At 62.4% G+C, this 22854-nt stretch carries 25 protein-coding genes; 19 read left to right on the top strand and 6 right to left on the bottom strand.

The genetic code is table 11. The features are described from left to right. Window positions 1–214: 214 nt before the first annotated feature. The gene (locus NKH17_RS13240) at window positions 215–688 is read left to right on the top strand and encodes a polyphosphate kinase 2 family protein (protein ID WP_352477153.1); all 474 of its coding nucleotides are present in this window, start codon (window positions 215–217) and stop codon (window positions 686–688) included. A 45-nt stretch (window positions 689–733) separates the two neighbouring features. Here the strand turns inward: NKH17_RS13240 and NKH17_RS13235 are convergent, their stop codons facing one another. The 3 genes from NKH17_RS13235 to NKH17_RS13225 form a co-directional block, all read right to left on the bottom strand. Next, window positions 734–1381, bottom strand: a complete 648-nt coding sequence (locus NKH17_RS13235) for a dihydrofolate reductase family protein (protein WP_352477155.1) — start codon at window positions 1379–1381, stop codon at window positions 734–736. A 515-nt stretch (window positions 1382–1896) separates the two neighbouring features. Next, entirely contained in the window at window positions 1897–2928 is a 1032-nt protein-coding gene (gene hemB / locus NKH17_RS13230; protein WP_352896556.1) for a porphobilinogen synthase, read from the bottom strand. Window positions 2929–3015: 87 nt separating this feature from the next. Continuing rightward, the gene (locus NKH17_RS13225; RefSeq protein ID WP_352477157.1) at window positions 3016–3840 is read right to left on the bottom strand and encodes a DUF8605 domain-containing protein; all 825 of its coding nucleotides are present in this window, start codon (window positions 3838–3840) and stop codon (window positions 3016–3018) included. 144 nt (window positions 3841–3984) lie between these two features. Here NKH17_RS13225 and NKH17_RS13220 point away from each other — a divergent pair, with 144 nt between their 5' ends. The 4 genes from NKH17_RS13220 (at window position 3985) to NKH17_RS13205 (ending at window position 7771) form a co-directional block, all read left to right on the top strand. Further along, window positions 3985–5028: an enoyl-CoA hydratase/isomerase family protein gene (locus NKH17_RS13220; protein ID WP_352477158.1), complete on the top strand. Its 1044-nt coding sequence runs from the start codon at window positions 3985–3987 to the stop codon at window positions 5026–5028. After that, the gene (locus tag NKH17_RS13215; RefSeq protein ID WP_254817546.1) at window positions 5025–5447 is read left to right on the top strand and encodes a DUF6163 family protein; all 423 of its coding nucleotides are present in this window, start codon (window positions 5025–5027) and stop codon (window positions 5445–5447) included. Before NKH17_RS13220 ends, NKH17_RS13215 begins: the two co-directional genes overlap by 4 nt. Before the next feature lie 202 nt (window positions 5448–5649). Beyond that, a complete protein-coding gene (gene ldtR, locus NKH17_RS13210; protein ID WP_352477159.1) occupies window positions 5650–6165 on the top strand; it encodes a transcriptional regulator LdtR in 516 nt (171 codons plus the stop codon). A 352-nt stretch (window positions 6166–6517) separates the two neighbouring features. After that, window positions 6518–7771 carry a L,D-transpeptidase family protein gene (locus NKH17_RS13205; protein ID WP_352477160.1) on the top strand — a complete coding sequence of 418 codons (1254 nt, stop codon included), beginning with the start codon at window positions 6518–6520 and terminating at the stop codon, window positions 7769–7771. A gap of 10 nt (window positions 7772–7781) precedes the next feature. On the opposite strand, the gene NKH17_RS13200 is transcribed toward NKH17_RS13205, so the two are convergent. Beyond that, entirely contained in the window at window positions 7782–8066 is a 285-nt protein-coding gene (locus tag NKH17_RS13200; RefSeq protein WP_352477161.1) for a hypothetical protein, read from the bottom strand. 143 nt (window positions 8067–8209) lie between these two features. On the opposite strand from NKH17_RS13200, the gene glyA reads away from it, so the two are divergent. The 12 genes from glyA (at window position 8210) to NKH17_RS13140 (ending at window position 18936) form a co-directional block, all read left to right on the top strand. Continuing rightward, window positions 8210–9523: a serine hydroxymethyltransferase gene (gene glyA, locus NKH17_RS13195; protein WP_254817549.1), complete on the top strand. Its 1314-nt coding sequence runs from the start codon at window positions 8210–8212 to the stop codon at window positions 9521–9523. Window positions 9524–9591: 68 nt separating this feature from the next. Beyond that, the gene (locus tag NKH17_RS13190) at window positions 9592–10170 is read left to right on the top strand and encodes a hypothetical protein (protein ID WP_352971087.1); all 579 of its coding nucleotides are present in this window, start codon (window positions 9592–9594) and stop codon (window positions 10168–10170) included. Between the two features lie 153 nt (window positions 10171–10323). Further along, window positions 10324–10833: a transcriptional regulator NrdR gene (gene nrdR, locus NKH17_RS13185; RefSeq protein ID WP_023674492.1), complete on the top strand. Its 510-nt coding sequence runs from the start codon at window positions 10324–10326 to the stop codon at window positions 10831–10833. Between the two features lie 2 nt (window positions 10834–10835). After that, the gene (gene ribD, locus NKH17_RS13180) at window positions 10836–11966 is read left to right on the top strand and encodes a bifunctional diaminohydroxyphosphoribosylaminopyrimidine deaminase/5-amino-6-(5-phosphoribosylamino)uracil reductase RibD (protein WP_352477164.1); all 1131 of its coding nucleotides are present in this window, start codon (window positions 10836–10838) and stop codon (window positions 11964–11966) included. A 30-nt stretch (window positions 11967–11996) separates the two neighbouring features. Then, window positions 11997–12614, top strand: coding sequence for a riboflavin synthase (locus NKH17_RS13175; RefSeq protein ID WP_254817552.1), 618 nt, complete (start codon window positions 11997–11999; stop codon window positions 12612–12614). A 130-nt stretch (window positions 12615–12744) separates the two neighbouring features. Then, the gene (gene ribH / locus NKH17_RS13170) at window positions 12745–13239 is read left to right on the top strand and encodes a 6,7-dimethyl-8-ribityllumazine synthase (RefSeq protein ID WP_352477165.1); all 495 of its coding nucleotides are present in this window, start codon (window positions 12745–12747) and stop codon (window positions 13237–13239) included. Then, the gene (nusB, locus tag NKH17_RS13165; protein ID WP_352456584.1) at window positions 13236–13736 is read left to right on the top strand and encodes a transcription antitermination factor NusB; all 501 of its coding nucleotides are present in this window, start codon (window positions 13236–13238) and stop codon (window positions 13734–13736) included. The genes ribH and nusB overlap by 4 nt, the downstream gene beginning before the upstream one ends. After that, window positions 13733–14950 (top strand): MFS transporter, encoded by a 1218-nt coding sequence (locus tag NKH17_RS13160; RefSeq protein ID WP_352477166.1) that lies wholly within the window; start codon window positions 13733–13735, stop codon window positions 14948–14950. The genes nusB and NKH17_RS13160 overlap by 4 nt, the downstream gene beginning before the upstream one ends. Window positions 14951–15109: 159 nt before the next feature. Further along, window positions 15110–16021: a glycine betaine ABC transporter substrate-binding protein OsmF gene (gene osmF / locus NKH17_RS13155; protein WP_352477167.1), complete on the top strand. Its 912-nt coding sequence runs from the start codon at window positions 15110–15112 to the stop codon at window positions 16019–16021. Between the two features lie 43 nt (window positions 16022–16064). Next, a complete protein-coding gene (locus NKH17_RS13150; protein ID WP_254817557.1) occupies window positions 16065–17240 on the top strand; it encodes an ABC transporter permease in 1176 nt (391 codons plus the stop codon). Continuing rightward, a complete protein-coding gene (locus NKH17_RS13145) occupies window positions 17237–18175 on the top strand; it encodes an ABC transporter ATP-binding protein (protein ID WP_352477168.1) in 939 nt (312 codons plus the stop codon). Before NKH17_RS13150 ends, NKH17_RS13145 begins: the two co-directional genes overlap by 4 nt. Continuing rightward, the gene (locus NKH17_RS13140) at window positions 18172–18936 is read left to right on the top strand and encodes an ABC transporter permease (RefSeq protein WP_352477169.1); all 765 of its coding nucleotides are present in this window, start codon (window positions 18172–18174) and stop codon (window positions 18934–18936) included. Before NKH17_RS13145 ends, NKH17_RS13140 begins: the two co-directional genes overlap by 4 nt. A 26-nt stretch (window positions 18937–18962) precedes the next feature. Here the strand turns inward: NKH17_RS13140 and NKH17_RS13135 are convergent, their stop codons facing one another. Next, on the bottom strand, window positions 18963–19196 hold the full coding sequence (locus NKH17_RS13135) for a hypothetical protein (protein ID WP_254817560.1): 234 nt from the start codon (window positions 19194–19196) through the stop codon (window positions 18963–18965). A 79-nt stretch (window positions 19197–19275) separates the two neighbouring features. Between NKH17_RS13135 and NKH17_RS13130 the strand changes: the two genes are divergently transcribed. Together NKH17_RS13130 and NKH17_RS13125 are read left to right on the top strand one after the other, a co-directional pair. Further along, the gene (locus NKH17_RS13130; RefSeq protein WP_352477170.1) at window positions 19276–19776 is read left to right on the top strand and encodes a DUF2165 family protein; all 501 of its coding nucleotides are present in this window, start codon (window positions 19276–19278) and stop codon (window positions 19774–19776) included. Between the two features lie 252 nt (window positions 19777–20028). Further along, window positions 20029–22170 (top strand): sodium-translocating pyrophosphatase, encoded by a 2142-nt coding sequence (locus NKH17_RS13125; RefSeq protein WP_352477171.1) that lies wholly within the window; start codon window positions 20029–20031, stop codon window positions 22168–22170. Between the two features lie 128 nt (window positions 22171–22298). Here NKH17_RS13125 and NKH17_RS13120 read toward each other — a convergent pair whose 3' ends face one another. Further along, window positions 22299–22832, bottom strand: a complete 534-nt coding sequence (locus NKH17_RS13120; RefSeq protein WP_352477172.1) for an outer membrane protein assembly factor BamE — start codon at window positions 22830–22832, stop codon at window positions 22299–22301. Window positions 22833–22854 lie beyond the last annotated feature (22 nt).

Here is a 22854-nt window from a genome sequence, read left to right as displayed (position 1 = left end):
GTAGGATAATTCGTTCCGCTTGTCGCCAGTTCCGCAGGGCAAGCTCGATCACATCTTTCCGATTGAACGCACAGCCAGCGCAGCAGTGGCTGCAATAAAAACCGTCATTGCCGGCCTATACTAACATCGGTTCAGCGCTTCGATTTCCGGCCGCCGGGCCGGGCGGCGGAGCGCCTGACAGCGGCCGGCAAGGACTGTAAGCGGAGCAGCGCAAATGACCGAGATAAAACAGAATTCCCCGGCCAGGGACTGGCTGGAAGCGGAACTCGCCGACACGCTCGACGAAGATTATGAGCTGGAAATCTCGGAGCCGGCGCTGTCGATGGAGATCGCCAAGATCTACAAGAATGCGCATCCGCCATCGATCGACCGCCTGCAGTATTTTCGCGATCTCATCACGCTGCAATCCGAATTGATCAAGCTGCAATCCTGGGTCGCCTATCACAAGAAGAAGCTCGTCGTGGTCTTCGAGGGCCGCGACTCGGCGGGCAAGGGTGGCGCCCCGTGGTTCATCGTCGAGGGCAACGACAAGAAACGGGCACGGCTGAACTGCATCGACCAACTCCTCAAGCAGATACCTTATGAGGAGGTGCCGCACGAAGAGATCATACTGCCGGAGCGCGTCTTCAATCCCGAATACGAGCACCAGGTACTGCCGCGCGAACTGTATGTGCCGGAGAAGTACTGACTAAAGCGGCGAGGAGGGCGCTGCTCTGTGGCGCCCTGCGACAAGCTAGGTACGCTCGATGATGACGTGCGTGGCTTTCGGCGTCGCGACCTGCTCGCTGCAGCGATAGCCGAGCTTGGGCATGTCGATGCCGGCAAAAAGGTTCTCGCCGGCGCCCAGCAGGACCGGTGAGATCGCCAGATGCAATTCGTCGATGAGCTTTTCCTGGAGATATTGCCGGATCGTTGCGACGCCGCCGCCGAGCCTTATGTCCTTGCCGTCAGCTGCTGCTTTCGCCTTTTGCAGCGCTGAATGGATGCCATCGGTCACGAAATAGAAGGTCGTGCCGCCCTCCATGACAATCGGATCACGCGGATGATGCGTGAGCACGAAGACCGGCACATGGTAGGGCGGGTTGTCACCCCACCAGCCTTTCCAGCTGTCATCCGGCCATTCGCCGCGGATTGGCCCAAACATGTTGCGGCCGAGGATCCATGCGCCGACGTTTTCGAAGCTGCGTGCGGCGAACGCCTCGTCAGTGTCCGTGGTCCCGCCATCCTTGCCGAGGACCATCTTGCGGAAAGTGCGGGTGCCGAACATCCATCCGTGCAGGGCTTCCCCGCCAACACCCAGCGGGTTCTTCAGGTCTTGGTCGGGACCGGCGCCGAAGCCGTCGATCGACAGGGTGAAAGCGCTGACGCGAAGTTTGGACATGAGAGCCTCCTCGATAACCAATTGTGACATGCAAGCAGTTATCGGGTTAGCTTAACTGATTGCATTTTGCAAGCGGTGTTTTTGGATCGCCGGCTAGCGATGAACGGCTGGGCCACAACCGCCAATCTCCCAACGCTGGCGATTGGCCATAATCAACCATCCCGTCGTCATCCTGGGGCGAAGCAAGGAGCGAAGCGACGCGGCGCAGACCCTAGGATCCATGCCGTGACATCGGCCGAAGAATACAGCGGCCCAGAACGACGAACCACGCGAATGGAGATCAAGAAGACCAATCTGGAATGGTCCGAACTTTTTCGGAGAACCGGATGGGTGCGTTCGTTTTCGATCCGCCGGAGCACTGCCGCCAGGTCACGGCATGGATCCTAGGGTCTCCGCGACGGAGCTTCGCTCCTGCTCCGCCCCAGGATGACGAGGGGGAAGGAGGATTCGGCCAATCCCGAAGGTTTACCACAGGCCCCATCCCATGCACCAAAGTCCCAAAACGATGCGATCACCTATCCCTTCAGCATCGCCGCTACTTCGGGCGCAAAGTAGGTGAGAATCCCGTCGCAGCCGGCGCGCTTGAACGCGAGCAGCGATTCCAGCATCGCCTTGTCGCCGTCGATCCAGCCATTGGCGGCGGCGGCCTTGATCATCGAATATTCGCCCGAGACCTGATAGGCGAAGGTCGGCATCTGCAATTCGTCCTTCAGCCGGCGGATGATGTCGAGATAGGGCAGGCCGGGCTTGACCATCAGCATGTCGGCGCCTTCGGCTAGATCCTGCTCGGCCTCGCGCACCGCTTCGTCGGAATTGGCGTGGTCGATATAATAGGTTTTCTTGTCGCCCTTGAGCAGGCCGGCGGTGCCGACCGCCTCGCGATAGGGGCCGTAAAAAGCGGATGCGAACTTGGTCGCATAGGACATGATCGCTACATCCTGAAACCCATTGGCGTCGAGCGCATCGCGGATGGCACCGATCCGGCCGTCCATCATGTCCGAGGGGGCAATGATGTCGGCCCCTGCCGCCGCCTGGATGACGGCCGCCGCCATCACCTGCTCCACCGTTTCATCATTGACGATAATGCCCTCACGCAAGATGCCGTCATGGCCATGCGAGGTGAACGGGTCCAGCGCCGCGTCGGTGATGATGCCGATCTCCGGCACCGCCCGCTTAATGGCGCGGGTGGCGCGATTGATGATGTTTTCCGGATCGAGGATGTGGGAACCGGTCTGATCGCGCAGGCCGAGCTCCACATTGGGGAAAGTGGCGATCGCAGGAATGCCAAGCTTGGCCGCGCGCTCAGCCTCCTTGACGGCGAGGTCGAGCGACAGGCGGAACACGCCGGGCATGGCGGCGATCGGTTCGCGCACTTGTCTGCCGTCGACGACGAAGATCGGCCAGATCAGATCGTCGACCGAGAGCCGGTTCTCCTGGACAAGGCGGCGCGACCAATCGGCCTTGCGCATGCGCCGCAGCCGCCGGCTGCCGGTGATCTCGTCGACGCTGCGCGCGCCGGCAGGCTTTGCAGGTGTGAATTTGTTCATCGCCAAAACTCCGGACCGGGCGGCTTTTACCACGAGCCTTCGCTGCTGACCAATGCGACACGATTGTGCCAGCGGTCCTGTCGGGCGTTATTCTGGTTGACCATTGCCCGACAGAATCTGCGCAGCACCCCGCATGGCGACGCGGAATGCCTCGTCGAAGCTGACACCGCGCACTTGCCATTTATAAGCCTTGCCGTTCATGGCAAGCCGCCAATCGGCGATCCAGCCAAACTCCTTGTCGCTCCAGATCAGGCTGCCGGCGAGCGCCTGATCGGCACCGGCCTTTCGGGCAAGCTGGTCCAGCGTCGCCATATCGGCATGGCGCAGGGCCCGGTCGTCAAGCTTCGAGGCCGACAGCAGCGACGCTTCGGGAAACACAATCCGCATGACCAGCGGACCGGTGGCATTAACGAAGGATTCGCGCATCGCCGCCCCGCGCTGGTCGTCGGCAGTCAGCGCGAACTGCCTTGTGCCTTGCTCCGCCGCCAGAAAAATCGCCAGGCGTGGCCGCTCGGCAAGCCATGGCTTGCTGCCAAGCGCGGCAAGCACCGGATCGATGGCGTCGGGCTTGTACAGGCAGGTGAGATCATGCGGCCGGTCGTGAGTGCCTTGTTCGTCATGGACCGGAATGCCTTCAAGGCGGTCGTGGTAGCGGAATTCGGCAACGAAGCTGCCGGCCTTGTCGCGCAGCGCCGCCGTCTCAGGTTTTTTCGCCAGCCGCTGATCACCGGAGACACGGACCAGCACCGCATCCAAACATGTCTTGAAACCGATCTGGCGATTGACCTCGCCCTGGCCGGTGACGATGGTCTGCGATTGGTAGAGACTATCCACGGTTTCGGCCGATACGGGAGGAGTGTTCGCAGCGATCAGGCCGACCACCACAACAGCAAGGCGTGGCAACCAAGGCATGGTCCAACCTTCCGGTTCAAAGCGCCAGCATTAGCACCGGCTGCGGCCACGGGCCAGCAGGCGGGATTGGCGCTGCCATTGACGTGGCTATGCGCCACGCATTAGCACTTCACTCCCGGCGGGCGCGGGAGGGATTCTCTGGCGATGGATTTTGGCGGAGGCGACGAGATTCGCTTCGAAAGGTTGGGCAGGGCCGGCGTCGTCACGCTGACGCGGCCGCAGGCGCTCAATGCCGTAACCCACCGCATGGTCAAGGCGCTGGACAAGGCGCTGCGCAGTTGGGAACGCGACGATGGTGTCGACGTCGTCGTCGTCAAGGCCGAGGGCAGGGCATTTTCGGCGGGCGGCGACATCCTCCACATCTACGAAGCCGGCCGGGCTGGAAAACCGCCGGTCGAGTTCTTCGCCGACGAGTACCGGCTGAACGCCCGCATCGCCCGTTTCAAGAAACCCTATGTCGCCCTGATCGACGGCATCGTCATGGGCGGCGGCGTCGGCATCTCCTTCCATGGCTCGCAGCGGGTGCTGACCGAGAACGCGCAGTTTGCCATGCCAGAGGTCGGGATCGGCTTTTTCCCGGATGTCGGCGCCAGCCATCTGTTGCCGGATCTCGGCGGCAGCTTCGGCATGTATCTGGCGCTGACCGGCAACCGCATCCGCTATGGCGATGCGTTGTGGTCGGGCCTCGCCACCCATACGATCAAGGCGGAGGACCAGGCCGGCTTTCTCGACCGGCTGGCGGCAAGCGGCGACCCGGAATCGGTGCTGCGCGGCTGCTTCGTCCCGGCCAAACGCGAGACAGACAGGCCGACGCTGGACGCCATCGCCCGGCATTTCGCGCAGCCGTCACTGGCCGATATGGTCGCCAGCCTGGAGCGGGCAGCCATCGCCGACGAGTTCGCGGCAAAGACGCTGGCCACCATCCGCACACGTTCACCGACCAGCCTGCATGTCGCGTGGCGCCAGATCAGCGCCGGGCAGACGTTGTCGATGGAGGAGTGCATGAAAATGGAGTTCCGTATCCTCAACCGCATGCTTGCCGGGCACGACTTCTATGAAGGCATCCGCGCCGCCATCATCGATAAAGGCTCGACGCCGCAATGGCGGCCGGCAGGCATCGATGACGTCAGCGCCGCCGACGTCGATGCCTATTTCGCACCGCTCGGCGAACGGGAACTGAAGCTGTGAGCGAGGCCGCCTCGAGACGCGTGGTGCTGCAGCCCTCGACGATCGAGGTCATCTTCGCCTGGTTCCAGCGCGTTATCGCCGGCTATTGTCTGCTGTTCGGCATCTTGTACTGGATCCGGCTGATCGGCGTTTACCCCGGCCAGTTGTGGCGGTTCGATCTGATGCCGGTGCACTGGCAGGTGGCGGCGGTGGTGCTGGCGGTGTTTTTTCCATTCGCTGCTGCCGGCCTGTGGATGCTGGCGTCCTGGGGGCCGGTGATCTGGTTCATCTGCGCGGTGACCGAGTGCGTCATGTATGCTGGCTTCCCCGACTTGTTCGGCCGCCGGCCGCTGATCGTCGCCTCGCACCTTGCGGTGGCGCTGCTCTACATAGTGTTCCGCGTGGTGATCTGGATCCAGAAGCGGCAAGCCCGGCGATAGCAATTCCGGCCAGGATCGTTGGCTAAATCTTTAGGTTAATTATCCTTGCTCGGGTGACCGTCCGTTAAGCCTCTTTCGAAACCCCTTACCGGTAAGCTCTTGTTAGCCTTGGCGTTTAAGTCGAATTTTATGAGTATTCGATAGTGTCGCGATCAAGGTGAAGAACAAAAAATCACCGGGCGACAAACGAGAGGCAAAGACAATGATCAATTCGCGTCCGGCGGCGAAGACCGCCAACGTATCCGATGACCGCCGCGAGGCGATCCGTTCGCTGTACATGGAGTCGCTGCAGCTGGTCGAGCGGCTGCATCGCCGTCTGCTTGATGTGATCAAGGACGAATTCGACCGCAACGCCCGCTCCGACATTAACGCCATCCAGGCGCTGCTCCTGTTCAACATCGGCAACTCGGAGCTGACCGCCGGCGAACTGCGCTCGCGCGGCTATTATCTCGGCTCGAATGTCTCCTACAATCTGAAGAAGTTGGTCGATCTCGGCTTCATCAACCACCAGCGCTCGCGCATCGACCGTCGTTCAGTGCGGGTCTCGCTGACGCCGAAGGGCAATGAGGTGGCGGAAGTCGTCGCCGGCCTTTACGAACGCCATGTCGGCTCGATCGAGCAGGTCGGCGGCATCAACACGGAAGAGTTCAAGCAGATGAACCGCGCCCTGCAGCGGCTGGATCGGTTCTGGAACGATACCATCGCCTATCGGATGTAATCGCACCCGCCGCAGCAAGATCTGAAGCTGGACCACGGAAGCGCTGCCGCGGAGCAGACCAAAGACCGGTGCCGAAAAGCACCGGTCTTGCCGTTTCGTCAGGCCGGCCGATCCAAATTCGAGCAACAGCCACGTTGCCGCCATATTCGAATGGAACCGAAGATGCGGGTGATGCTGGGCCAAAGCCGTGCATTTGTCCTGTGCTCAAGTCTCTTCCATGGGTTTTTACACCCATGTGTTTTTACACCGAAGTGATGCGGGCCATGGTTGGCTAATTGTTAAGAAGCCAACTCTAGAGTGCGGGCGAGACCGCCCGGTGGGTTGAATTGTAGCAAGAATGTCTGGACCATCCATGAGAACCAGCCGCCGTTTCTTTCTTTCAGGAGCCTCCGCGCTCGCAGCCGCAATGGTCGCCGGCCGCGCCAGTGCACAGGATGTGATCGGGGATATCCTGAAATCCTCGGCGCGTGGCAATTGGGACGACCAATTCGATGCGCGTGCCAGCGAAGGCGGCAAGGTTGCCTCGACGCTGCCGATCTTCAGCCTGCAGACGGTGTCCTTCACCGAGCAGGCGATCATGCAGTATCAGAATATCGTCGCGCAAGGCGGCTGGGAGCAGGTTCCAGACACCAAGAAGCTGCAGCTTGGCGTCGAGGATCCCGATGTGGTGCCGCTGCGCAGGCGCTTGATGATATCGGGCGATCTGGCGCAGAGCGCCGGGCTCTCGGAAGCGTTCGATTCTTACGTCGACTCGGCGCTCAAGCGCTTCCAGTTGCGTCACGGCTTGCCGGCCGACGGAACCACCGGCAAATATACTTTCGCGGCAATGAACGTGTCGGCGCCGGTTCGGCTTGGTCAGCTGCAGACCAATCTGCAACGGCTGCGTGAGCGGGCCGGCACGCTTGGCAACCGCTATGTGCTGGTCGACATCCCGGCGGCGCAGATCGAGGCTGTCGAGAACGACCGCGTTGTGCTGCGCCACACCGCAATCGTCGGCAAGATCGATCGCCAGACGCCGATCGTCAATTCCAAGATCAACGAAATCATCGTCAATCCGTACTGGAACGCGCCGGTCTCGATCGTGCGCAAGGACATCATTCCGCTGATGCGGAAGGACCCCAACTATCTCAAGGATAGCCATATCCGCCTGTTCGCGCCGGACGGCAGCGAGGTCGACCCAATGACGGTCGACTGGTCGACCGACGATGCCGAAAAATATCGCTTCCGCCAGGATCCCGGTTCCGGCAACGCGATGGCCTCGGTCAAGATCAATTTCCCCAGCCCGGACGGCGTCTACATGCACGACACGCCGCAGCAGAGCCTGTTCGGCAAGCTGATGCGCTTCGATTCCTCTGGCTGCGTGCGCGTTCAGAACGTGCGCGACCTCGTCACCTGGATTCTGCGCGACACACCGGGCTGGGATCGCCAGCATTTCGAGGCGGCGATCAAGACCGGGGAGAACATGCCGGTGCAGGTTACCAATCCGGTGCCGGTTTATTTTCTCTACGTCTCGGCCTGGTCGACAGGGCCGGGCGTGGTCCAGTTCCGTGACGACATTTACGGCCTCGACGGAGCCAACGAGCTGCAGATCACATCCGCGCTCTAAACAGCTGAGTTCATTTGCAAAAGGCCGCCGGAAGGGCGGCCTTTTTCGTTGCCGGGTCTTTCGCGACAAGCTTCGCTGGGCCGATCGCCGGACGGCTGCCCTTCCTGTGGATCTGGATCGGCGACATCGCGACGCGCGTCTCGGCGCGATTACACAAGCGCAAGGCCGAGCCGTTCGGACTGCGCGTCCGGATCGCCGGCTCTGTTGCCGGCGTGCGCGGCGCCATCACGCCGGCCAGATCAACGACCATACGACGCAGGCGCTGTTCACCGAGATCACGCTCACCGAAGCCCACCGGCCCTTCAGCAGGGCAAGGAAATAGAGGCCGCCGGTCTCTCTGGCGCAATCCGGCCAGCAAATTTCGCGCAGCAAACGTGGCGGGCCGAAAGCAACTGTGTTAATGGCGCGACAGACCCGGAACCTTGAGGATTTCAGCCCATGGCAACAGCAGCGGCAGTGTCGAACAAATTCGAATCCTTCTTCGAAACCACGCTTGCCGATGCCGACCCCGAGATTTTCGGCGCCATCCGCAACGAACTCGGCCGCCAGCGCCACGAGATCGAGCTGATTGCCTCGGAAAATATCGTCTCGCGTGCCGTGCTCGAGGCACAGGGGTCGATCATGACCAACAAATATGCCGAGGGCTATCCGGGCAAGCGCTACTATGGCGGCTGCCAGTTTGTCGATGTCGCCGAGGAACTGGCCATCGAACGTGCGAAAAAGCTGTTCGGCTGCAACTTCGCCAACGTCCAGCCGAATTCCGGCAGCCAGATGAACCAGGCGGTGTTCCTGGCGCTGCTGCAGCCTGGCGACACCTTCATGGGTCTCGACCTCAATTCCGGCGGGCACCTGACGCATGGCTCGCCGGTCAATATGAGCGGCAAATGGTTCAAGGTCGTCTCCTATGGCGTGCGCCGGGACGATCATCTGCTCGACATGGACGCGATCGAGAAGACTGCCCATGAGACCAGGCCGAAATTGATCCTGGCCGGCGGCACAGCCTATTCACGTGTCTGGGACTGGAAGCGTTTTCGCGAGATCGCCGATTCGATCGGCGCCTATCTGATGGTCGATATGGCTCATATCGCCGGACTGGTCGCCGGTGGCATGCATCCGTCGCCGCTGCCGCATGCCCATGTGGTCACCACCACGACGCACAAGTCGCTGCGCGGCCCGCGCGGCGGCATGATCCTGTGCAATGACGAGGACATTGCCAAGAAGATGAATTCGGCCGTCTTCCCCGGCCTGCAGGGCGGACCGCTGATGCATGTCATCGCCGCCAAGGCGGTGGCCCTCGGTGAGGCGCTGAAGCCGAGCTTCAAGGTCTATGCGGAGAGCGTCGTTGCCAATGCCAAGGCACTGGCCTCCAGCCTGCAGGAAACCGGTCTCGACATCGTCTCCGGCGGCACTGACAACCATCTGATGTTGGTCGACCTGCGCCCCAAGAACGCCACCGGGAAGCGCGCCGAGGCTGCCCTTGGCCGCGCCAACATCACCTGCAACAAGAACGGCATCCCCTTCGACCCGGAAAAGCCTTTCGTCACCTCGGGCGTTCGGCTTGGCACGCCGGCTGGCACCACGCGCGGCTTCGGCCAGGCTGAGTTCCGCGAGATTGGCAAGCTGATCGCCGAGGTGCTGGATGGACTGAAAGTCGCCAATTCCGACGATGGCAATGCGGCCGTCGAGGCAGTTGTGAAGACCAAGGTGGCGGCATTGACGGATCGTTTTCCGCTTTACCCGTACCTTGGTTGACCACGCCGAGTGTCCTCCATGTGTGCGACAATCCCGGTGCGACAGCAAGGCACTTGCGAAGAAGCTCAATGATGCAAACTTTCCGTTTCGCCGGCTTTGGGGCCTTGCTGGCATCGGCCATTTTGCAGCTGTCGGGCCTCGCTTTGGCGCAGACCGAGCCGACGCCGGCAGCGCCAAGGACAGAGACCTTCGGCAGGTGGTCCACCACGATGGACGAGGTCAACACCGGTGAGGATGTGCGCAAGACCTGCGCCGCCTCGACAGTCTTTTTCGACGCTAACGGGACCAGCGGCACCCTTACGCTGGCCATCTCGAATGGCGACGTACTGCCACCCGGAGGCTATCCGAGCCTCATCATCGCCGTGAGAAACAGTGACTTGCCCAAAGGTGACAACGTCCCGGCCGTGTTTCGCGACGTTAACGACAAGATCAAGGCTGGTTTTCATCTTATCGCCGACGGACAGTGGATGATGGACAACAAACCCGAGACCACGCTTGCCATACTGCGTGCCATGCGCCGTACGAGCGCCCTTGATCTCAGCTTCGCCGACAAGCCGGTCGCGACCATATCGATGGACGGCTTCACCAAGGCCTATCGCTATCTCGGCACGTCCTGCGGCTTCCCGACCGGCGACGTCGCTCCCTGATTGGCGTATTGCCGTTCAACTGATTGCCACTCTCGCAATTTTCCTCGTGCCTCGCTATCTCTGAGGCGCGATCGGTCATCGGCCATACTTTGCCATCGTGGCAAAAACCTCTAAGCCTTTCGCTCCACGAGAATCGCGAACCGAAGGCCCTCCATGCGCTGTCCCTATTGTCAGTCCGAAGATACGCAGGTGAAGGATTCACGCCCCGCCGAAGACGGCGCGGCGATCCGCAGGCGGCGCGTCTGCCCGGATTGCGGCGGCCGTTTTACCACGTTCGAGCGCGTCCAATTGCGCGATCTCGTCGTCGTGAAGAAGTCTGGACGCAAGGTGCCGTTCGACCGCGACAAGCTGCTGCGCTCGGTCGAGATCGCGGTACGCAAGCGCAATGTCGATCCCGAGCGCATCGACCGGGCGGTGACCGGCATCGTGCGCCAGCTCGAAAGCTCGGGCGAGACCGAAGTGGCTTCTGGCGAAGTCGGCCGGCTGGTCATGGAGGCGCTTAAGTCGCTCGATGATGTCGCCTATGTGCGCTTTGCCTCCGTCTACCGCAATTTCCGCGAGGCCAAGGATTTCCACGACGTATTGGGCGAACTCAAAGGCGACGAGCTCAAAACCGACGAGCCCAGGGGCGAAGAACTGAAGAGCGAAGAGGACGCCAGCTAAGCATGGCAGGGTCCGAACGCAGCACGGCTGAGCAAGAGCTCCTCGATCGCCGCTATATGGCGGCAGCCCTCAGGCTGTCGCGCAAGAATGCCGGCCGGACCTCGACCAATCCTTCCGTCGGCACGCTGATCGTGCGTGATGACGGCAACGGGCCGATGATCGTCGGCAGCGGCGTCACCGCCGTCGGCGGCCGGCCGCATGCCGAGACCGAGGCTTTGGCAGAGGCCGGCGAACTGGCGCGCGGCGCCACCGCCTATGTAACGCTGGAGCCCTGCGCCCATCACGGCCGCACGCCGCCTTGCGCCAATGCGCTGGTCAGTGCCGGCGTGGCGCGTGTGGTCGGCGCTGCCAGCGATCCGGACCCGCGTGTTTCCGGCAAGGGCTATGCAATCTTGCGTACCGCTGGGGTCGAGGTGGTGGAAAAAGTGCTGGCGGACGATGCCTCGGAGCAGATGGCCGGCTATTTGATTCGATCTCTGAAAAAACGCCCGGAAGTGATCCTGAAGCTTGCGCTTTCAAGCGACAGCAAGATCGGCATGAGAGGCGAGGGACAGGTCTCCATCACCGGCGATATCGCCCGGCGCGAAGTCTATCTGATGCGCGCCGAAGCCGATGGCATATTGATCGGCATCGGCACGGCACTGGAGGACGATCCGGCGCTGACGGTTAGGCTTCCGGGACTGGAGAGCCGTTCGCCGGCGCGCATCGTGCTCGACCGTCAGATCAGGCTAGCCGAGACTTCGAAACTGGTCGCCGGCGTCGACCGTGTGCCGCTCTATATCGCTGCCTGCGCCGAGGCCGATCCGCATCGGCGCGCCGCGCTCGAACGCGTCGGCGTTCGCTTCATCGGCACTGAGACGTATGAAGGCGATATTGCGCTGCCGGAACTGCTCGAGGATCTGGCGGCGCTCGGCATGGCCAGCCTCTTGGTCGAGGGCGGCGCCAGGGTGGCCAAGGCGTTCCTCGATGAAAAACTGGTTGATCGTATCGTGCTGTTCCAGGGGCCGGACGCGATCGGCGAGGGCGGCATTGTACCGCCAATCGATGCCAACAATATCCCGCCGGGATTTCGCAAATTGCGCAGCATGCGTTTCGGCGAAGACACATATGCCGAATGGATAAGAGACATCTAGGACCGAACTGATGTTCATGGGGCCAAACTAATGTTCACTGGAATCGTCACCGATGTCGGCACCGTCGCTGCCGTGAAGCCGCTCAGGGAAGGCGTCGGTTTGCGTATCGACACCGCCTACGATCCGCGGACCATTGCCATCGGCGCTTCGATTTCCTGTGGCGGCGTCTGTCTGACGGTAACGGGACTGCCGGAAGACGGCGCCAACGCACGGTGGTTCGAGGTCGAGGCCTGGGAAGAAGCACTCAGACTGACGACAGCTATGGCCTGGAAATCCGGCACGAGGATCAATCTGGAGCGGGCGCTGAAGATCGGCGACGAACTCGGTGGCCACATTGTATCAGGCCATGTCGATGGCATGGCCGAGATCGTGGCCCGCAAGGAGGAGGGTGACGCCGTGCGCTTTACCCTGGAAGCACCGCGCGGGCTTGCCAAATTCATCGCCCCCAAGGGTTCCGTCGCACTCGACGGCACTTCGCTCACCGTCAACAAGGTCGAAGGCACCCGCTTCGACGTGCTGTTGATCCATCATTCGCTGACCGTCACCACCTGGGGCGAACGCCAGGTCGGCGACTGGGTCAATCTCGAGATCGACACCATGGCCCGCTACGCCGCGCGGCTGATGGAGGCGGCGAAGGAGGGGCTTTGAGGCGGTCGTCCATAAAGCCCATTCCCTGATGCGACCGCCACCGGGTTGGCCTTGAAAGTTCCTTCGGCAATCTTCCGCTTGCGATCAAACCGGCTTCGGCCTAAGTCACCGGCGATCCCCGGAGACATCTATGGCAGGCACATCCCAACACGGCAAAGCGTTCATCCGTCCGAAGAAGAAGGCACACCTTCTTGTCATCGAGGCGCGCTTTCACGACGATCTTGCCGACGCGCTGCTCGAAGGCGCGACCAGCGCGCTCGACGAAGCGGGCGCGACATACGATGTCGTCACCGTTCCTGGCTCGCTCGAAATCCCCGCCGTGATTTCCTTCGCGCTCGACGGTGCCTCCGAAGGCGGGACGAACTATGACGGTTTCGTCGCCCTCGGCACAGTCATCCGCGGCGACACCTATCATTTCGAGATCGTCGCCAATGAATCCAGCCGTGCCCTGATGGACCTGTCCGTGCAGGATTCGGTCTGTATCGGCAACGGCATCCTGACCACCGAAAACGACGAACAGGCGTGGACACGGGCCAGGCGTTCGGAAGGCGACAAGGGCGGCTTTGCGGCGCGCGCGGCGCTGACCATGATCGCTCTAAAGGAACAGCTGGGAGAGCGAACGTGAGCGAACCCGCGTCGCCCGGCCAGCCTGCGGTTCGCCATGCCAACAAGCGCGGTGCAGCCCGTCTGGCCGCTGTACAGGCGCTCTACCAGATGGATGTCGCCGGCAGCGGCGTGTTTGAGATCACCGCCGAATACGAGGCGTTCAGGCTCGGCAAGGAAGTCGACGGCGCGCTCTATCGCGAAGCCGATGCGCAATGGTTTCGCGCCATTCTTGCAGGCGTCGTCGAGCACCAGAAGACCATCGATCCGATCATCCGACAGGCACTGACCGAGGACTGGCCTCTGTCGAGGCTCGATTCCACATTGCGCGCCATATTGCGCGCCGGCGTCTACGAGCTCATGCAGCGCGAGGACGTGCCGGTGGCGGTCATCGTCTCCGAATATGTCGACATCGCCAAGGCATTTTACGAGGAAGACGAGCCGAAACTGGTCAATGCCGTGCTTGATCGCGTGTCGCGCCGGGTGCGTGGCGAGGGCCGCGGCAAGGACGCCTCATGACTGCCGTCGTCGCCGTTGAGGCGGGCAAGGAAGCGCGTCGCACCGCCTTCATCCTCGCAGCCTCGCAGGCGATCATCGGCTCGGCCGCCCCCATCGCCATTTCCATGGGCGGATTGGCCGGGCAGTATCTGCTCGACGCTGACAAGTCGCTGGCAACCGCGCCGATCACCGGCTTCAATGTCGGCGTGGCACTCGGTTCCCTGCCGGCCGCGGCGATCATCCGCCGGCTCGGCCAGCGCGACGGCTTCATGACTGGAACGGCGGTGACAGCGCTTGGCGGCCTGATCGCCACGCTGGCGCTGTTTCATCCCAGCTTCTGGCTGTTCGCTTTCGGCTTGGCCGTGATCGGGATCGGGGGCGCCTTCGTCCAGCAATTCCGCTTTGCCGCCGCCGACAATGCCCCGCCTGAATTCAAGGCGCGTGCCATCTCCTTCGTGCTGGCCGGCGGCATCGTCACCGCCATACTCGGGCCGCAGATCGTCATCTTCACCGGCGATCTGTTCTCGCCGGTGAAGTTTGCCGGCTCGTTTGCGTCCATCCTGGTCCTGGCGGCGGTCGGCGCCGCCATTCTCTCTTTGTTGCGTATCCCAGCCAAGGCAACCAAGAAGGTGGAAATTTCCGACAGCGACGCCAGGCCGCTCTCAGAAATCGTCACCAGGCCACGCTTCGTCGCGGCGTTGTTTTGCGCCATCGGCAGCTACGCACTGATGAGCTTCGTGATGACCGGCGCGCCGCTGGCCATGGTCGGCTGCGGCCTTTCGACCGACGACGCCACGCTCGGCATTTCCTGGCACGTCATGGCGATGTTCGCGCCGAGCTTCTTCACGGGGTCGCTGATCCATCGTTTTGGCGCGGAACGGATCGTGGCTATCGGCCTGGTACTGCTCATTGGCTGCGGCATAGTCGCGCTGTCGGGGTTGGCACTGTGGCAGTTCTGGACGACGCTGATCCTGCTCGGCCTTGGCTGGAACTTCAGCTTCATCGGTGCCACCGCCATGGTGGCCGACAGCTACCAGTCATCCGAAAAAGGCAAGGTCCAGGGGTTCCACGATTTCGTCCTGTTCGGCTCCGTCGCCTTCGCCTCGCTGATGTCGGGCGCAGTCTACAATGCCTGGGGCTGGGAGATGCTGAACTGGATGATTTTCCCGGTCGTCGCGCTGTGCTTCGTGGCACTGGGCGTGTTGAAGATGACGGGCTTGCGGGCGGCCAACTGACGTCACGCTGTCGGGACGTCGCGGCAGCGGATTCACTCACATCCGAACAAAATTATTGCGCCCATCCCCTCTCTTGTGAAACCGTGTACCCCGACGGGGCATCGAAGCCATGCTCATATGCGGCAGCCGTATTCCGGTTCACAGCAAGGGATTTGTGAGATGTTTTCAATCAAGGTTCTGGCCGGCGCTGTACTAGCGCTCGGAATCACGTTTGCCTCGGCGAGTGCCCAGGTGGTGGTGTCGTCGAAGATCGACACCGAGGGCGGCGTGCTCGGCAATATCATCCAACTGGTGCTGAACGCCAATAATATCCAGACCACCGACCGGATCCAGCTCGGCGGCACGCCCGTGGTCCGCAAGGCGATTACAGCCGGCGAGATCGACATCTATCCGGAATACACCGGCAACGCCGCCTTCTTCTTCGAGAAGGCCGACGATCCGGTGTGGAAAGACGCCGCCAAGGCCTACGAGACTGCCAAGAAGCTCGACTACGACGCCAACAAGATCGTCTGGCTGTCACCGTCACCGGCCAACAACACCTGGGCGATCGCCCTGCGCAAGGAGGTCGCCGATACCAATAAGCTCGTCACCCTTTCCGACTTCGGCAAATATGTCTCGGGCGGCGGCAAGGTGGTGCTGGCGGCCTCCGCCGAGTTCGTCAATTCGGCGGCCGCGCTGCCCGCTTTCCAGAAGACCTATGGCTTCACGCTGAAGCCGGACCAGTTGATCACGCTGTCGGGCGGCGATACGGCGGCGACCATTGCCGCTGCGGCCAACCAGACCAACGGCGCCAACGCCGCCATGGTCTACGGCACCGACGGCGGCATCGCGCCCTCCGGCCTCGTCGTGCTTGAAGACGACAAGGGTGTGCAGCCGGTCTACCAGCCAGCGCCGATCATCCGGGAGGCGGTGCTGAAGGAGCATCCCGAAATCGAGACGCTGCTGAAGCCGGTCTTCGCCAAGCTCGATCTCGTTACGCTGCAGGAGTTGAATGGCCGCGTGCAGGTTGGCGGCGAGCCAGTCAAGGGCGTCGCTGAGGACTTTTTGAAAAAGAACGGCTTCCTGAAGTAAGGCGATTTCCGGCGCTCCGCTTCAAGGTGCGCCGGATCGGCCGATGGGGGAGGGCGTGCGCATCCGGTTCGACAAGCTTGGCGTGGTCATCGCGGCGATATCGGCCTATGCGGCTTTCGCGGCGCCATTCGCCACCTTCCGCGCCAATCGCATCGTACCCGGCGAGGCGCGCTCGATCCTCGAATCTTTGCCCGCGGCGGTCGGTCCGCTATTGATGGCGATTGTTGTCGCAGCGGCGCTCATTGCGCTGCTGAAAACGCCGCTTGCTCTGCGCCTCGCCGCCAGTGTGGTTGCACTTGCGGCGCTGGCGCTGCTGATTGGCGTTGCCGGCAGCTTCCTGACGCCCGCCGGCAACACCTTCGCCCGTATCTCGCCGGCTTCGGGATTCTGGCTGCTTATCTTCGCCTTCACCCTTCTGCTCGCCGACGTGCTTACAAGGCTGAACCTGTCGCCGCAGGCACGGGTCGGCGTGCTTGTTGTCGCCGCAGCGGCAATCGGCCTGCTGCTCGTCTCGGGAAGCTGGAACAGCCTGTCGATCCTCAAGGAATATTTCAATCGCTCCGATAGTTTTTGGGCGGAAGGCTCCAAGCACGTGACGTTGGCGCTGGGTTCGCTGGCGGCTGCGGTGATTATCGGCCTGCCGCTCGGCATCCTCTGCCATCGCGTCGAGAAATTGCGGGCCGGCGTGCTCAACGTGCTGAACATCATCCAGACCATTCCTTCGATCGCGCTGTTCGGCCTCTTGATCGCGCCGCTCGGCTGGGTCGCTTCGCATGTGCCGGGTGCTGCCGCGCTCGGCATTCGCGGCATCGGCACAGCGCCGGCTTTCGTCGCCCTGTTCCTCTATTCGCTGCTGCCGGTGGTGGCTAATACCGTGGTCGGCCTTGCCGGTGTGCCGCGTGCCGCCAACGACGCAGCGCGCGGCATGGGCATGACCGACCGCCAGCGGCTGTTCGGTGTCGAGTTTCCGCTCGCCTTCCCGGTGATCCTCACCGGCATCCGCATCGTGCTGGTGCAGAATATCGGCCTCGCCACGATTGCCGCGTTGATCGGCGGCGGCGGCTTTGGCGTGTTCGTGTTCCAGGGCGTCGGTCAGACGGCGATGGACCTGGTGCTGCTCGGCGCCGTGCCGACGGTGGCGCTGGCCTTCGCCGCCGCGATCATCCTCGATGCAGTGATCGAAATGAGCGCCAGCAAGCGCAGGGTTGAAACGGCATGATCGAGATCGAAGGCATCACCAAGCGCTACGGCGAGACGACAGTCGTCAACGACGTGTCGATGGTAATCGAGCCGCGCAGCATCGCCGTCATCGTCGGCACCTCCGGCTCCGGCAAGACGACGCTGCTTCGCATGATCAACCGGCTGGTCGAGCCGACATCGGGCGTGATCAAGCTCGACGGCGTCGACAACCGCTCGGTGCCGGATTATGAGCTGCGCCGCAGCATAGGCTATGCCATCCAGGGCCACGGCCTGTTTCCGCATCGCACGGTGGCGCAGAACATCGCCACTGTGCCGGTATTGCTCGGCTGGGACGCCAACCGCATCAAGGCCCGCGTCGACGAGCTGATGACGCTATACCAGCTCGACCCGCAAGACTACGGGCCACGCTATCCGCACGAGCTTTCCGGCGGCCAGCAGCAGCGCGTCGGCGTCGCTCGGGCGCTTGCCGCGGAACCCAACGTGCTGTTGATGGATGAGCCGTTCGGGGCGCTCGATCCGATTATCCGCAACAAGGCGCAGGAGGATCTGCTGGCAATCCAGAAGCGCTTCGGCACCACCATCATCCTGGTCACCCATGACATGGAAGAGGCCGTTCACATGGGCGACAAGATCGCCGTGATGGACGGCGGCAAAGTGGTGCAATATGCCGAGCCGGCCGAAATACTGGCGAGACCGGCCAGCGCGTTTGTCGAAACCCTGGTAGGTGCCAGCGAAAAACCGTTCCGGCTGTTGTCGCTTGGCCGGGTCCGCGACGCGGTGGAAAACGGCACCGCCGAAGGCGAGGCGATCCCCGGTGACGCCAGCCAGCGCGACGCGCTCGCCGAACTCCTGTGGTCGGGCCGCCCTGCGCTGCCGGTGACAGATACCGACGGCAAGCCGCTTGGCCGCGTCACGGTGGACGGGCTGGTTAAGCGCGCGGCGAGACCGGCATGAAAGAGGCTGGCTTAAAGGCTTGGCTTCCATCACTGCTCAGGCTTGCCCTGGTGGTGCTGCTTATCGCCTTCGTCACCAATCCCGGCTGGTTCGAACCGCTGCTGAAGCCGCTGACAGAGAACAATGCGCCGGTAATCTACAATCAGGGCAGCCTGTTGACGCTGACGCTGCTGCATCTGCGGACCGTGCTGATCGCGACGGTTGCCGCGACGATCGTTGCGGTCGCGCTCGCCATTCTGGTCACCAGGCCAGCCGGCGCCGAATTCCTGCCGCTGTCGCGCAGCCTGGTCAATATAGGCCAGACCTTTCCACCGGTAGCGGTGCTGGCGCTTGCCGTGCCAGCGGTCGGCTTCGGCGAAAAGCCGACGCTGATTGCGCTGTTTCTCTATGGCCTGCTGCCGATCTTCGAGAACGCGCTGACCGGCCTGACGACGCTGCCGGCCAACGTCGTCGAGGCGGCGCGTGGCGCCGGCATGACTGGCTGGCAAAGGCTGGTCAAGGTCGAGCTGCCGCTCAGCGCGCCGATCATTCTCGGCGGTATCCGGCTGTCGGTGGTGATCAGCCTTGCCACCGCGACCATCGGCTCGACAGTTGCGGCGAGGACATTGGGCGAGGTGATCATCGCCGGCCTGCTGTCGAACAACCTCGCCTTCATCCTGCAGGGCGGCCTGATCGTCGCCGCCCTTGCCGTACTGATCTATGACGGGCTGTCGGCGATCGAGCGCTACACAGCGCGGCGCATGGGACGCGAGGCGGAGTAAGCCTCTCCGAGCGAGCTTCGTTCCTTTCAGCGGCCGATCGAACGCGCCGGATGATCAAGCGTCAGTTCGAGCGCCATACCCGTCCCGCTGGCGATCCAGCGGCGGCGGATGACGGCGAAATCGTGCTGTGTCCCGGCTCCAACCACAGAGACCAAGTCGCCCACAGCGCAATCGCTATCGAGATCGAGGGCTTCGACAGTCTCGGCAATGTCTTGCTTGCCGGCATAATGTCTCGCAATGGCTGTGAGCACGATGATCACTGGGCCACCCGTTGCGCGATCTTCGGGACTCGGCGATTGATGAGTGCGATGCCCCGATCTTTCAGCAGGAGTTCTTGCCATGACCGCGCGTTTCTCCAAGATCGTCATGTGTTTGTGTCTGGCGGCTTTCGCCTTCCTCGTCGCCTTTGGCAACATCACCGATTACGGCTCAAACTTCGCCTTTGTCCAGCATGTGCTGAGCATGGACACGACCTTTCCCGGCAACGCACTGATGTACCGCTCGATCACCAACCCGGCCTTGTGGACGGCAGGCTACTGGCTGATCATCCTTGGCGAGGCGCTGACCTGCCTGCTCTACCTGATCGCCGCCTGGCAACTCTGGCAGGCGCGCAACGCCAGCGGACAGGCTTTCAACGATGCCAAGAAGTTCGCCATCATTGCCGCCACAATGGGCTTCCTCGTTTGGTATTTCGGCTTCATGGTCGTTGGCGGCGAGTGGTTTGCCATGTGGCAGTCTTCGACATGGAATGGTCAGGAGGCGGCGTTCAAATTCTACATGACCATGCTGGTGGTGCTGGTCTTCGTCGTCCAGCCGGACGGCGACCCGCGCAAAGCTTGACGGCCGTTCGCCGATTTCAGTCGATCTAACCGGATGGCGGTGTCGACAGGCGTACTGCCGTCCAGCCTTTTGGACGAAACCCGGGATCTTTTGGGCGAAAGCCGGACAAGAACCGAACAATATCTTGACGTTCAGAGCCCTGTTTCGCATAAGCCGCTGCGAAGGGACGGATTCCGGTTGCGGAAATTCGTCCCCTGTCTCAACGGCCCGGGGAGGGGTTCTTTTGGGCCACCAATCGAGGAAAATTCGGCAATGACCATAATTTCAGCTGTCATCGCCTGCGGTCTGCTTTCAGTCCTTTACGCCATCTGGGCGACACGTTCGGTTCTCGCGGCCGATCAGGGCAATGCACGCATGCAGGAAATTTCCGCGGCCATCCGCGAAGGCGCGCAGGCTTATCTGGCGCGCCAGTACACCACCATCGCCATCGTCGGTGTCGTGGTCCTGCTTCTCGCCTGGTGGCTGCTTTCGATTACCGCCGCCATCGGCTTCTTGATCGGCGCCGTTCTGTCGGGTGCCGCTGGCTTCATCGGCATGCACGTCTCGGTGCGGGCCAATGTGCGCACCGCGCAGGCGGCTTCCAACAGCCTCGCTGCCGGCCTCGAGATCGCCTTCAAGTCGGGCGCCATTACTGGCATGCTGGTTGCTGGCCTGGCCCTTCTCGGCGTCTCCATCTACTACCTGATCCTGACCCAGTTCATGGGTCTGCAGCCAAACGATCGCGTCGTCATCGACTCGCTTGTTTCGCTCGGCTTCGGCGCCTCGCTGATCTCGATCTTCGCCCGTCTCGGCGGCGGCATCTTCACCAAGGGAGCCGACGTTGGCGGGGATCTCGTCGGCAAGGTTGAAGCCGGCATTCCCGAAGACGATCCACGCAATCCGGCCACCATTGCCGACAATGTCGGCGACAATGTCGGCGATTGCGCCGGCATGGCGGCCGACCTGTTCGAGACCTATGCAGTGACTGTGGTCGCCACGATGGTCCTGGCCGCCATCTTCTTCGGTGGCACCGCCGTTCTCGGCGCGGCCATGCTCTATCCGCTGGCCATCTGCGGCGCCTGCATCCTCACCTCAATCGTCGGCACCTTCTTCGTCAAGCTTGGGTCCAGCGGCTCGATCATGGGCGCGCTCTACAAGGGCCTGATCGTCACCGGGCTGCTGTCGATTGTCGGCCTTGCCGTAGCCACTTCGGCATGTATCGGCTGGGGGGAGATCGGCACCGTCGCCGGCATGGCTATTACCGGCACGAACCTGTTCATCTGCGGTCTTGTCGGCCTTGCGGTGACCGGCCTCATCGTGGTGATCACCGAATATTATACCGGCACCAACAAGCGTCCGGTGAACTCCATCGCCCAGGCCTCGGTCACCGGTCACGGCACCAACGTCATCCAGGGCCTCGCGGTCTCGCTGGAAGCGACGGCGTTGCCGGCGATCGTCATCGTCGGCGGCATCATCTCGACATACCAGCTTGCCGGCCTCTACGGCACGGCGATCGCGGTGACGACGATGCTCGGCCTCGCCGGCATGATCGTCGCGCTCGATGCCTTCGGCCCGGTTACGGACAATGCCGGTGGCATTGCCGAAATGGCCGGCCTGCCCAAGGAAGTGCGCCAGTCAACCGACGCGCTTGACGCTGTCGGCAACACGACCAAGGCGGTAACCAAGGGCTACGCCATCGGCTCGGCCGGCCTCGGCGCGCTGGTGCTGTTCGCGGCCTATTCTAACGACCTGAAGTTCTTTGCCGCCAATGGCGACAAATACCCGTACTTCCAGGGCATGGGCGACGTCTCCTTCGACCTCTCCAATCCTTACGTCGTCGCCGGCCTGATCTTCGGCGGCCTGATCCCGTATCTGTTCGGCGGCATCGCCATGACCGCCGTCGGCCGCGCCGCGGGTGCTATCGTCCAGGAGGTGCGCAAGCAGTTCCGCGAGGATCCGGGCATCATGGCCGGCACCTCGAAGCCGAACTATGCGCGCGCCGTCGACCTTCTGACCAAGGCAGCGATCCGGGAGATGATCGTTCCGTCATTGTTGCCGGTCCTGGCGCCGCTGGTCGTCTATTTCGGCGTCCTCCTGATCTCCGGTTCGAAGGCATCCGCCTTTGCCGCCCTCGGCGCCTCGCTGCTCGGCGTCATCGTCAACGGCCTTTTCGTCGCCATCTCGATGACCTCCGGCGGCGGTGCCTGGGACAACGCCAAGAAGTCGTTCGAAGATGGTTTCGTCGACAAGGACGGCGTCAAGCATATGAAGGGCTCCGAAGCGCACAAAGCTTCGGTGACCGGCGATACGGTCGGCGACCCCTACAAGGATACTGCCGGCCCGGCGGTCAACCCGGCGATCAAGATCACCAACATCGTCGCGCTGCTGTTGCTGGCCGTTCTCGCGCACGGCTAAGCTCGGTCGCTACGACCTTAAGACAAAAACCCGCGGGATCGCTCCCGCGGGTTTTCCATTGCCTGAGATGTGCCGCTTCCGGGGAGGGAAGTAAAAGGAAAGAAGGAGCCGACCTCCGCCGGAATGGATCAGGTGCCGCCGAGCGTGCTGCCGCCGCCGCCGCCGGGAATACCGGGCGCCAGCTTGCTGGCGCCATTTATGATCTGGCTGAGGAAGTTCTGGTCCTTGCCGCCGGTCGGCGTGGTGCGCGAGATGAAGTCGAACACTTTGCCGTCCTTCAACCCGTAATTGGCTATCTGCGTGACGCGCCCGTCATCGCCGAAATAGACTGCCAGTACATGCTGGTCGACCAGCCGCGGCTTGTCGAAGGCGACGTAGCGCTTGCGCGTCTGCGAAATGTAATAAAAGGCCTCGTTGTCGAAGGTCGCTTTCGTCGAGGGAGTGCCGAGCGCCAGCAGCACCTGTTCGCGGCTTGAGCCGACCGGCACCAGGTCGATCGCCTGCTGGTCGATGACGTAGCCTTGCGTCAGCGTCTCGCTCGGATTGAGATCGCCGATCATCTTGGATGAATTGCAGGCGGAAAGCGCCGCAGCGATCACCAGTAGCGAAACCGCACCGGCGGGCCTGGGCAGGAAAGTCGACTTGAATTTCAGCGCGCGCAACTACAACTCCATAAGCTGGCCG

Origin of the sequence: Mesorhizobium sp. M1334 (genome assembly GCF_040317995.1) — a bacterium.
Taxonomy (GTDB): domain Bacteria; phylum Pseudomonadota; class Alphaproteobacteria; order Rhizobiales; family Rhizobiaceae; genus Mesorhizobium.
This window is presented reverse-complemented; position numbering and strand designations above follow the sequence as displayed.

What these genes read in the sequence shown, in the direction of transcription:
- NKH17_RS13240 (WP_352477153.1), top strand. Translation starts at nt 215, where the DNA reads ATGACCGAGATAAAACAGAATTCCCCGGCCAGGGACTGGCTGGAAGCG.
- NKH17_RS13235 (WP_352477155.1), bottom strand. Translation starts at nt 1,381, where the DNA reads ATGTCCAAACTTCGCGTCAGCGCTTTCACCCTGTCGATCGACGGCTTC.
- hemB (WP_352896556.1), bottom strand. Translation starts at nt 2,928, where the DNA reads ATGAACAAATTCACACCTGCAAAGCCTGCCGGCGCGCGCAGCGTCGAC.
- NKH17_RS13225 (WP_352477157.1), bottom strand. Translation starts at nt 3,840, where the DNA reads ATGCCTTGGTTGCCACGCCTTGCTGTTGTGGTGGTCGGCCTGATCGCT.
- NKH17_RS13220 (WP_352477158.1), top strand. Translation starts at nt 3,985, where the DNA reads ATGGATTTTGGCGGAGGCGACGAGATTCGCTTCGAAAGGTTGGGCAGG.
- ldtR (WP_352477159.1), top strand. Translation starts at nt 5,650, where the DNA reads ATGATCAATTCGCGTCCGGCGGCGAAGACCGCCAACGTATCCGATGAC.
- NKH17_RS13205 (WP_352477160.1), top strand. Translation starts at nt 6,518, where the DNA reads ATGAGAACCAGCCGCCGTTTCTTTCTTTCAGGAGCCTCCGCGCTCGCA.
- glyA (WP_254817549.1), top strand. Translation starts at nt 8,210, where the DNA reads ATGGCAACAGCAGCGGCAGTGTCGAACAAATTCGAATCCTTCTTCGAA.
- NKH17_RS13190 (WP_352971087.1), top strand. Translation starts at nt 9,592, where the DNA reads ATGATGCAAACTTTCCGTTTCGCCGGCTTTGGGGCCTTGCTGGCATCG.
- nrdR (WP_023674492.1), top strand. Translation starts at nt 10,324, where the DNA reads ATGCGCTGTCCCTATTGTCAGTCCGAAGATACGCAGGTGAAGGATTCA.
- ribD (WP_352477164.1), top strand. Translation starts at nt 10,836, where the DNA reads ATGGCAGGGTCCGAACGCAGCACGGCTGAGCAAGAGCTCCTCGATCGC.
- NKH17_RS13175 (WP_254817552.1), top strand. Translation starts at nt 11,997, where the DNA reads ATGTTCACTGGAATCGTCACCGATGTCGGCACCGTCGCTGCCGTGAAG.
- ribH (WP_352477165.1), top strand. Translation starts at nt 12,745, where the DNA reads ATGGCAGGCACATCCCAACACGGCAAAGCGTTCATCCGTCCGAAGAAG.
- NKH17_RS13160 (WP_352477166.1), top strand. Translation starts at nt 13,733, where the DNA reads ATGACTGCCGTCGTCGCCGTTGAGGCGGGCAAGGAAGCGCGTCGCACC.
- osmF (WP_352477167.1), top strand. Translation starts at nt 15,110, where the DNA reads ATGTTTTCAATCAAGGTTCTGGCCGGCGCTGTACTAGCGCTCGGAATC.
- NKH17_RS13150 (WP_254817557.1), top strand. Translation starts at nt 16,065, where the DNA reads ATGGGGGAGGGCGTGCGCATCCGGTTCGACAAGCTTGGCGTGGTCATC.
- NKH17_RS13145 (WP_352477168.1), top strand. Translation starts at nt 17,237, where the DNA reads ATGATCGAGATCGAAGGCATCACCAAGCGCTACGGCGAGACGACAGTC.
- NKH17_RS13140 (WP_352477169.1), top strand. Translation starts at nt 18,172, where the DNA reads ATGAAAGAGGCTGGCTTAAAGGCTTGGCTTCCATCACTGCTCAGGCTT.
- NKH17_RS13130 (WP_352477170.1), top strand. Translation starts at nt 19,276, where the DNA reads ATGACCGCGCGTTTCTCCAAGATCGTCATGTGTTTGTGTCTGGCGGCT.
- NKH17_RS13125 (WP_352477171.1), top strand. Translation starts at nt 20,029, where the DNA reads ATGACCATAATTTCAGCTGTCATCGCCTGCGGTCTGCTTTCAGTCCTT.